This window comes from Lysobacter enzymogenes (assembly GCF_017168095.1).
Lineage (GTDB): Bacteria > Pseudomonadota > Gammaproteobacteria > Xanthomonadales > Xanthomonadaceae > Lysobacter > Lysobacter enzymogenes_D.
This window is the reverse complement of the sequence record NZ_LXSD01000288.1, coordinates 44,668-53,685: the sequence shown is the minus strand read 5'-3', so window position 1 is coordinate 53,685 and position 9,018 is coordinate 44,668. Positions and strand designations below refer to the sequence as shown.

Annotated in this window: 11 protein-coding genes and 1 other RNA gene; 6 read left to right on the top strand and 6 right to left on the bottom strand. The window is 65.0% G+C overall.

Annotated elements, in window-relative coordinates; all coding sequences use genetic code 11:
* The 3 genes from A7A76_RS09205 to A7A76_RS09195 form a co-directional block, all read left to right on the top strand.
* Nucleotides 1-733, top strand: a 733-nt coding sequence (locus A7A76_RS09205) for a hypothetical protein (protein WP_206410923.1), incomplete at its 5' end; no start/stop codon positions are given.
* Between the two features lie 147 nt (nucleotides 734-880).
* Nucleotides 881-1,369, top strand: coding sequence for an SRPBCC family protein (locus A7A76_RS09200; protein ID WP_206410922.1), 489 nt, complete (start codon nucleotides 881-883; stop codon nucleotides 1,367-1,369).
* Nucleotides 1,370-1,468: 99 nt separating this feature from the next.
* Nucleotides 1,469-1,666 (top strand): hypothetical protein, encoded by a 198-nt coding sequence (locus tag A7A76_RS09195; RefSeq protein ID WP_206410921.1) that lies wholly within the window; start codon nucleotides 1,469-1,471, stop codon nucleotides 1,664-1,666.
* A gap of 88 nt (nucleotides 1,667-1,754) precedes the next feature.
* On the opposite strand, the gene A7A76_RS09190 is transcribed toward A7A76_RS09195, so the two are convergent.
* From A7A76_RS09190 to A7A76_RS09170, 6 genes are all read right to left on the bottom strand, one after another.
* Nucleotides 1,755-2,165, bottom strand: a complete 411-nt coding sequence (locus tag A7A76_RS09190) for a hypothetical protein (RefSeq protein WP_206410920.1) — start codon at nucleotides 2,163-2,165, stop codon at nucleotides 1,755-1,757.
* A gap of 560 nt (nucleotides 2,166-2,725) precedes the next feature.
* Nucleotides 2,726-3,832 carry a hypothetical protein gene (locus A7A76_RS09185; RefSeq protein ID WP_206410919.1) on the bottom strand — a complete coding sequence of 369 codons (1,107 nt, stop codon included), beginning with the start codon at nucleotides 3,830-3,832 and terminating at the stop codon, nucleotides 2,726-2,728.
* Nucleotides 3,832-4,326: a DUF4365 domain-containing protein gene (locus tag A7A76_RS09180; protein ID WP_206410918.1), complete on the bottom strand. Its 495-nt coding sequence runs from the start codon at nucleotides 4,324-4,326 to the stop codon at nucleotides 3,832-3,834. The genes A7A76_RS09185 and A7A76_RS09180 overlap by 1 nt, the downstream gene beginning before the upstream one ends.
* A gap of 353 nt (nucleotides 4,327-4,679) precedes the next feature.
* Nucleotides 4,680-5,033: a transfer-messenger RNA gene (gene ssrA / locus A7A76_RS09175) on the bottom strand.
* Nucleotides 5,034-5,170: 137 nt separating this feature from the next.
* Nucleotides 5,171-5,218 carry a DUF6053 domain-containing protein gene (locus A7A76_RS26400; protein ID WP_428995113.1) on the bottom strand — a complete coding sequence of 16 codons (48 nt, stop codon included), beginning with the start codon at nucleotides 5,216-5,218 and terminating at the stop codon, nucleotides 5,171-5,173.
* 15 nt (nucleotides 5,219-5,233) lie between these two features.
* Complete coding sequence (locus tag A7A76_RS09170; protein ID WP_031373591.1) at nucleotides 5,234-5,605, bottom strand: helix-turn-helix domain-containing protein; 372 nt, start codon at nucleotides 5,603-5,605, stop codon at nucleotides 5,234-5,236.
* Nucleotides 5,606-5,802: 197 nt separating this feature from the next.
* Here A7A76_RS09170 and A7A76_RS09165 point away from each other — a divergent pair, with 197 nt between their 5' ends.
* From A7A76_RS09165 to A7A76_RS09155, 3 genes are all read left to right on the top strand, one after another.
* The gene (locus A7A76_RS09165; protein ID WP_206410917.1) at nucleotides 5,803-6,207 is read left to right on the top strand and encodes a hypothetical protein; all 405 of its coding nucleotides are present in this window, start codon (nucleotides 5,803-5,805) and stop codon (nucleotides 6,205-6,207) included.
* A complete protein-coding gene (locus A7A76_RS09160) occupies nucleotides 6,204-6,548 on the top strand; it encodes a hypothetical protein (RefSeq protein ID WP_206410916.1) in 345 nt (114 codons plus the stop codon). The genes A7A76_RS09165 and A7A76_RS09160 overlap by 4 nt, the downstream gene beginning before the upstream one ends.
* Nucleotides 6,549-6,757: 209 nt before the next feature.
* Complete coding sequence (locus A7A76_RS09155; RefSeq protein WP_206410915.1) at nucleotides 6,758-8,935, top strand: CHASE domain-containing protein; 2,178 nt, start codon at nucleotides 6,758-6,760, stop codon at nucleotides 8,933-8,935.
* Nucleotides 8,936-9,018: the final 83 nt, after the last annotated feature.

Genomic DNA, 9,018 nt, shown 5'->3' with positions numbered 1-9,018 from the left:
GGCGCGAACCGCCACGGCCGCGCCGGCCGCATCCGCGCCGCGCGCGCCGTCCGCGCGCCTGTACAACTCCGAAGGTCTGGTCGCGGTGCCCGTGACGCCCGACTTCAACCCGATGAAGCGCAAGACCTACATCCCGGGCAGCGACGAGGATCCCAACGCGAACAAGGTCAGGAACGCGTTCGAGCGCGCCCCGCCGGCGCTGCCTTTCGCCGGCGGCGGTTTCGCCGGCTTCGCCGGCGAGGGCACCCTCGGCGAAGCGCTGATGGAAAACGCCAACAAGCGCCTGAAGAAAATCGTCGACAAACTGCCGGGCCGCAAGCAGGTGCAGGAAGCCGTCGCGCGGCCGCCGCCGCCGGTGCGCTTCAATCCGGCCTATCACGAGCGCCCCTCGGACCTGGGCAGCGAAGCCAGCGGCGATGCCTACAAGGCCGCGCCGATCGCGTTCGAGCCCGCGCCGGGCCTGAAGGGCGACGCCAGCGCGCGCATCCGCGCGGCCATCGGCGAACTGGAGACCCGCCGCGGCAGTTGCGGGCTGGAGCGCCTGCGGCAATGGCTGGCGCCGGCGCTGTCGGGCCTGGACGAGCTGCAGCGGATCGAGCGCGCCTACGCCAGCGGCGCCGACCCGGTCAACGCCCAGCAACTGCTGCCGCGCTCGGCCGACATGGCCTACGACCGCGCGCGGCGGGCGATCTGGTACGCCGACAAGCAAGGCGAGAGCTGCGCGAAGACCTAGCCGCGGGGCAGGGCGGGCGGCTGGAAACGCGCTTGCGGGCGAGTCGGTTTCGACGAGCCGACCGCGAACCCATCGATCCGGACGCGCGACACTTGCCGGCCGCGCGCATCGGCGCAAGATGAGCGACCGTCCCGCCATTGGCCGCGCATGCCAGCCACGCCCGCCGACTACCCCGATCCGGTCGTCAAGCGCATCGACATCGCCGCCGCGCCGCACGCGGTGTGGCGCGCATTGACCGACCCCGCGCTCGCGCCGCGCTGGATGTCCGACGAACCGCTGACGATCGACACCGACTGGCGCATCGGCGGCCCGATCCGGATCAGCGGCACGCTGCACGGCCGCTTGCGCTTCGTCAACACCGGCCAGGTGCGCGCCTTCGACCCGCCGCGCCGGCTCGAATACACCCACTACAGCTCGCTGTCGCGCCGCGCGCTGCCCGACACGCCCGAACGCCACGCCGTGTTCGCGTTCGAACTTGAGCCCGACGGCGCCGGCACGTTCTTGCGGCTGAGCCTGAGCAACCTGTCCGACTACGCCGTCTACGGCCATCTGAATTACTACTGGGAAATCGCCCTGGCCGCGCTCAAGCGCGAATGCGAACGCGCGCCGGCGCCGGCGTCCAACGCCGACGCATAGACCGCGCGCCGGCCGCCTTATCACTCGCCGCCGCCTGCCGTATGCTTCGCGCTCCCACCCAGGAGCGAAAGACACGTGGATCTGGAAACGATCGGTGAAGTGGTGCAAATCGACGACGTGCAGGAAGTGAACCAGCGCCTGCAGGACGGCTGGGTCGTCCTCGCCGTGGCCCCCGGCACCAAGGCCGGCGGCGAGCCGTGGCTGCGGTACTCGCTGGGCCTGCCTTACGAGGATGAGGACGAGGAAGACGAGGACGAAGAAGAAGGCGACGAGGAAGAGGAAGACGAGGACCAGTAAGGCCGCGCCGGCGCCATCGTCTTGCAACCGCAAAGGCCGGCGTTCGCCGGCCTTTGCGTTGTTGCGGCCCGCGTACGCGAGCCATCGTTCAAGGCAGATAGGCCGATTCGTTGCTCACGCTCAGCCGCACGCACTGGCCGCTTTCGTCGGCCGAGAACGCCACGAACGAGGTCGGCACGATGGCGCGGGCGATGTCGATCACCACCGGATCCACCGAAATGCAATCCACCCGGCCTTGCGAATTGCGCGCCACGCAGGTCACGTAGGCCTGGGTCAGGCCGGGGTAGGGATAGGTCGAGGTCGGCACGCCGTATTTGATCGTGCAGCCGATCTGCGCATTCGGATCCGGGCTGCGGCGCGCCGCGTTCAAGATGCCCGAGGCGCCGCGTCCGGGCAGATAGACCGACACGTCGCTGTCGTAGTACTGATGTCCCGCACGAGCGGCCGGGCAACACGCGAACGCGACCGCCAGCGCCAACAGCGCCGATCCCATTTTCATACCGTCTCCCTTTTAGAGTGCGCCCGGTCGCGACCGGGCTTGCGCTTGAGCGGACCTCGGGCCGCAGCCGCGATCGGATGCGGCGGTCCGATGATGGACTCGCAGGGCGCGGGGAAAGCGGCTCATGTCGGGTGCGATGGGGCCGGGGCGCGCGGATGACCGCGGAAGACTCAGCGGAGCTTGTGTCGCAAGTTCCCGCCGGCTTGGCGGGCGAGTTGGCGAAAATGGCGGCCTAGCAAGCCATTAGGAATGGAAGCCTTAGCGTTGAAACATTCCCAACCGTAATGCGAAAGCCCCTGGTCAAACGCCGGGGCTTTTCAGTGACTAGCGGCCCACTACGGAGCGACCGGTTCGCATTCCCTCTGCAACCGCTCCCTCTGCAGTGTCAAAGGTATGGTCATGATCCTTGATCGTGGGGAGCCACTTGCCGCTCGGGGTTTGAATTTCCACGGTGTACGCCCATGCATTGGGGCCGAGTTTTCGCGCATTAGATACGATCAAATGATCTTTGTATGTTTCTTGGTCGCAAGTGCTTGGTGAAACGCTCATGTGTTTTCCTTCTATTCGGTAGAGTCAAAAAGGTCTCGGTTGCCTATTACAGCGAAATCCCTTGGGGCGATTACGTGCGCGGATCGGGGGGTGACTACTACGTCGCCGGTTACGCGCACATGGACCTTATTTTCGTGGGCATGAATTGCATCCGGGTAGTTTTCTGCAGAGAGTTGAACTTCAACGCTGCGTTGCGCGCCGCTGGATAGCGTTGTTGCAATTCGAATTGAGCCATCTTGCTGTTCCGCTCGCCGTGACAACCTTTCGATGACACCCGACACGGTTTCATTGTGAAGCGTATATGTTTCTCTGAAGTAGGCCGCCGCTGCGCGTATACCAGTTTGGTGTATAGGCAGAAAGGTTACCGTTGTTCTTTCCGGTGATATCAATCTATCTATGGCGCTCGGCTGTAGTGATATTTCTACTGTACGGCTACGGTCTTTGCCCGAAAAATTGGCAATTGCTTCGCATAGGTTCGCGCTTGCCCCCTGGCCAAGTGCTACTTGGAACGCAATCGGGTTTCCTGAGTCTTCGTACACCTCCACCGCATCCCGCAGGCTGACCAAAGCGGTGTGAAGGGTTTCCGTGGTGATTCTTGCAAAGCTGACCTGTTGATCGGCTAGCGTGACTCCATCTTTGCAGAACACGTGGATGACGTAACTGCCATGCGTTGTTTGGCCTAGGCGAGCGCTTTGGATGAGTGAAGATACAGGAGCGGGTAGTCGTCCCTGATAGAGGGGGCGTCGTTCAATTGCTGCGTTCGCTGCGGCAATGAGAAGGTCCTTGGCATTTGCATTTAGCAAAATGCCATCATCCAACGGAATGCTGCCGTCACTGACATCGTGATGGGCAACTCTGATTGAAATTGTGTTGTCGCAGTGCTCGCGAATGATGCGTTCTAGTTCTTCGAAGGTTGCCTTGTTTAATTCAGCGAGTTTCGATAGCGCGTAATGGGTGGCGAATTCTTTGTCGGCCGCTTGCTCTGTCGGCAAAAGAAGTTCGCTGCCTTCGATTCTTTCGGTCCGCCAAACCTCGACGAAAGCGTCCGGCGCAGCAATCAATCGCCATCCTTGTGATGGCAAGAAGTCACGCAATTGAGCTAGCTTGATGGATGCCATTAGGCGTCCCTCCTTTCGCTAGCAAGAGTCAGAATCTCAAGAAGGGAAGCGCTGGTTAAGCGCTGAGTCAATGGCACGCTTACTGTGACTGTGCCTTGATCTACCTTCGGCAGACCCTTGAGCGACACCCAGTAGCACTTGGATTTCAGTAGCATTCCATCATCTAGGTGATGGGCCCATTCGTCACACAACTCAGGTACCTCTAGAACGGCGAGGTAACGTGGGTTGCTCAGGTTGGTCGCGCGAAGATCGTCGTAGTTCTTCCGATCCAACGGATAGCGGATGTTTTCGCCAACGCGGAAGTCTTGATGCGTGCACTTGAGTTGGAAGTTTACTTGCGGGTCCCGAAAGATTCCGGGGAAGTCCTTCCCAGCGAAGAGAATGTCTACGCTGTCGTTATCGACAGCCATCTTTGCTGAGTTAATGCCCGCTTGGGCAGCTAGAGCACCGACATATGCAACATTGAACTGTTCTTTTCGCGCAGTGATATGCATGCCGTCGTCCCTGGACACCTGAGGTAAGTCATGGAACAACTCGCCGGAGTAGGCAGGGGGCGAGCACGCTGACCAGTGCGCACAATTGGCAGTTCCCTTCCGCCTTGAGCCAACTGTAGCCCATGGCGCGAACGTATGAACTCCCGTCCGATGAGCTGATAGTGGCAAGAGGGTATACATGGTGAAATGTTGTTGGCTGCTGGTCTAGGAAACTGCGACACCGGCTTCACCATCGCTGGACCGCGCCAAGGTGGGTTCACGCGGCAGGCTAAAACGAGTATTCGTAAGCCCATCCACACGAGAAAAGGCCGCCCGGTGAGGCGGCCTTTTTGCTGATAAATCAGCAGCTTAAATGGTGGAGGTGGGCGGAATCGAACCGCCGTCCGAAGGCACTCCATCCCCGGCACTACATGCTTAGCGCTCCGTTAGATCTCGTCCCGGGACAGCACGGCGCGCGAAGCGCATCCAAGGACCAGCCTGCTATAGGTTGACCGGAAGCTGGCAGGCGGCCGCTCCCGGCGATTCCGTGATAGTGACCCTACGCTGCGAGCACGGACACAAGCAGTTTCGGGGCTTACGCCTTAAGCGGCGAGAGCGTAGTTGTCGTCGTTGGCAACTAGAGTTTTGCAGCTGGATTTACGAGGAAAGCTACCCCCTCGGCATGCGCCAAGCGATTTTGCGACCCCCGTCGAAGCCAGTGCACCCCCGGGAACTGCGTGTTTCGCTGACGTGTTCAGTATAGGGGCTGCGCGCCGGTTCTCAAGTCCGCGATGGCCGGCGGTGGGGCGGCGCTCAGGTGGGATCGATTTGGGAGGGGCTTTCGGGCGCGATGTTTCATGCCCGATCACGGCGCGATCTGGAACAAGAGCGTCGGGCCAGAAGGCCCTCCCACAAGCAGCGCAGCGCTTCAGTTGCCGTCGAGCAGTTCGATCAGCGCGCGGCGCTTCTTGCGCGAGAGCTTGCGCATCAGGCCCATCAGCCGCAGTTCGTCGGGGTCGCTGTACTTGGCGGCGTTCTCGCGCACCGACAGCGATTTGCCTTCGATGGTGCCGCGGCCGGTGGCCAGCCATTCGAAGCTGACGTGCTGCTGCACGGCGATCTGCAGCATCCGCTCCAGTTCGGGCAGGGCCAGGCCGACCAGCCATTTGCGCGCGGTCTCGCGGCTGACGTCGTAATAGGCGGAAAGCGCGCCGGTGCGGGCGCGACCCTTGGCGAAGCCGGAAAAATCCAGCGCCTGGTGCAGCCGGTTGGCGAATTCTTGATGGGGCGCGTTGGTCATAGGTCTCGCCGGAGCATCCTGCAGGGCTAGAACGTGGGCGCCAGGGTCCGGGCCGGCCGGCTGGGCCGGATACGCGGAAGGAGAGCGCAACTCATTGTTGCGTATTCTCGCGTAAAAAGATCACTCTTTTTGCTTGTTGAAAAGAGCAATTTACGATGGTAATTTTTCCCGGCACGGATGCAGGGAAGGAAGGGGCCATGGAACGGCTGAATCGCAGCAACGGCAATACCTGGGAACAAGCGCACCGCAGCGGGGCGGCGCAGCCGGGCACGGCTTCGCGGCAAGATCCGCAAAACGGAAGCGGCGTCACGAACGCGCCGGAATCGCAGGTCGAAAGTGCGGTGGAAAACGACTCCGGGGATGATAACGGCCGCGATCGGCGGCGGGCTCCGCCGAGCTCCCGGCCCAATCCGATCGAACGCTACATCGCCTGCTTTCCGACCGTGCGCGCCGCGGCGGCGGCCGCCGGGGTGTCCGCCGCGATGCTGCGGCGGATGCGTTCGTGCGGGTACGTTTCGACCCGGCAGCGGGCGCTGCGCATGGCGCGCGCCTGCGGCCTGCGGCTGACCGCGGCCGAGCTGCTGGCCTTGGGGTCGCCATGAGCGCGGTCGCGACGACGGCGCGGGTCGCGGCGCAATGGCCCGAGGGCACGGGGTGGTGGCTGATGGCGCTGGCCGCGGCGCTGTTCGCGCTCGCCGCGGTCGCCGGCTGGCTGTGGGGCGCGCGCTGCGCTTCGCGTGCGCACCTGGCCGCACGCGCGGACCGCAACGGCCGGGCGCTGCTGGAGCTGGCCGACGAGATCGAACAGCACCTGTGGCAGCAGCGCGCCGGCGGCGCGGCGGTGTGGGTGCAGGCGCATTGGCCGCGGCTGTGCCGGCGGGCGGCGCTCGATCATCTGGAGTGCATCAATCGCCTGATGATCGAGGATTCGATGCGCCGCTAGCGTCGTGCCGAACCGGGCTCGCCGGCGATGCGGCGCGCGCCGCGGCTGAATCGCTGCGGCCCGGGCGGCTGCAACTGGGCACGCCTGGGCGCAACGAAGGTGGCGTTGCGCCGCTGTGATGTGGCTGTCCGGGTGCGGCTTGTATGCTTAGCCCGATGACGACGACCGATCCGGCCGCCCGTGCCGCTCCGCCGAACGAACCGGACCCCGTGCCGGATTTCGCCGATGTCTCCGGTTTGATGCCGCGGCGCGGCTACGTGCTGGCGTTCATCGTGTTCATCGTCGCCCTGGTGCTGGTGTTCACCGCCTGGCGGGTGGCGCGCGATCGCGAGCAGCGCTCGGCGCAGATCGAATTCATCGGCCGCACCGCCCAGGTGACCGAGCTGCTGCAGCAGCGCATGGTCAATTTCGAACTGGTCGCGCGCGGCGGCGTGTCCTTGTTCGCCTCGGTGCAGCGGCCGACCGCGGCGCAGTGGAAGGCCTATGTCGAGGGCATGAACCTGCAGCGGCGGTTTCCCTCGACCCTGGGCCTGGGCTTCACCGGCTATGTGCCGCAGCGCCTGCTGGTGCAGTTGCAGAACGAATGGCGCGACGCCGGCTACGGCTTGCTGACGGTGCGCCCGTTCGGCCAGCGCGAGGTGTACGGGCCGATTCTTTATCTGGAGCCCAGGACCGCGGCCAACGTCGAGGTCATCGGTTACGACATGTTCGCCGAGCCGGCGCGCCACGCGGCGATGGAAGCGGCGCTGGAATCCGGGCAGGCGCGGCTGTCGGGCAAGATCGAGTTGCTGCAGGACAAGCACGACGGCATCGACAGCACCGGTCTGCTGCTGGTGCTGCCGGTCTATCTCGGCGGCGGCCGGCCGCAGAGCCCGAGCCTGCGCCGGGCCGAGATGCAGGGCTGGGTGTACGTGCCGTTCCGGCTGCAGAAGTTCGTCGACACCTCGCTGGCCGAAGGCCACAAGGACCTGCGTTTCCGCATCTTCGACGAAAGCGGCGGCCACGACACCTTGCTGTTCGAGACCCCGGGGCCGAAGCCGGCGCAACCGGCCGCGTTCCTGCACAAGACCACCTTCGAGGTCTATGGCCGCACCTGGCGGATCGAGTACGAATCGCCGCCGATCGAGCAGGCGGTGCCGCGCATGGAAGGCTTGCGCAACATGTTCGCGCTGGGCATCTTCACCGCGCTGCTGCTGTACGGCATCGCCCTGGTGCTGGCCCACACCGAATCGCGCGCGCGCCAGATCGCGCTGCGCATGACCGAGGATTTCCGCCGCTCCGAGGCGCGCTTCCGCAGCGCGATGCAGTATTCGGCGATCGGCAAGGCGTTGCTGGACAGCGAGGGCCGCATCGTCGACGCCAACCCGGCGCTGGCCAACATCGTCGGCCTGTCGCGCGCGCAGTTGCTGGACCAGCGTTTCGACAGCCTGCTCGAAGACGAGGAAGGCGAGGCGCAACAGCCGCCGCCGGCGCGCACCGACGAGGACGGCGTGCACCGCGCCACCCGCCGGCTGCTGCGCCAGCACGGCGTGGCCCGGCAGGTGCAGCTGACCTATTCGCCGGTGCCGGGCAAGGTCGGCCAGGACATCACCGGCCTGGTCCAGGTCGAGGACGTGACCGAACGCCTGCGCGCGGAAGCGCGCGTGCATGCGCTCAACCGCACCCTGGAGGCGCGCGTGGCGCTGCGCACGCGCGAGCTCAGCCAGGCCAACCAGGAGCTGGAAGCGTTCGCCTACAGCGTCTCGCACGACCTGCGCGCGCCGCTGCGGGCGATCGACGGCTTCAGCCGGATCCTCGGCGAGAAATACGCCGACCGGCTCGACGAATCCGGCCGCGGCTATCTGGCGCGGGTGCGCAAGGCCGCCGCGCGCATGGGCGACTTGATCGACGCGTTGTTGAAGATGTCGCGCCTGACCCGCAGCGAGCTCAAGCACGAGAACGTCGATCTGAGCCGCTTCGCCGGCGAGCTGATCGAGGAGCTGCGCATGGGCGAGCCGCAGCGCGCGGTCGAGGTGCGGATCGAGCCGGGGCTGAAGGTGGTCGGCGATGCGTCGTTGCTGCGCAACCTGCTCGGCAATCTGCTCGGCAACGCCTGGAAGTTCACTCGCGACCGCGCGCCGGCGCGGATCGAGTTCGGCCTGGCCGAAGCGTCCGGCGGCGGCCGCGAGTTCTTCGTCCGCGACAACGGCACCGGGTTCCCGCAGGCCTATGTCGACAAGCTGTTCCGGCCGTTCCAGCGGCTGCACAACGTCGAGGACTTCGCCGGCCACGGGATCGGGCTGGCGTCGGTGAAGCGCATCGTCGAGCGGCATGGCGGCACGATCCGCGCCGAAGGGTTCGAGGGCGAGGGGGCGGCGTTCTATTTCACCTTGCCGGGCGGCGGGTGACGGGGCGGCTCGGGTGAGCTTGCGCCGGGAGTTGCGGTGGCGCGGTCGCGGCTCGCGCCGCTCCTACAGGGAGCCCATGTAGG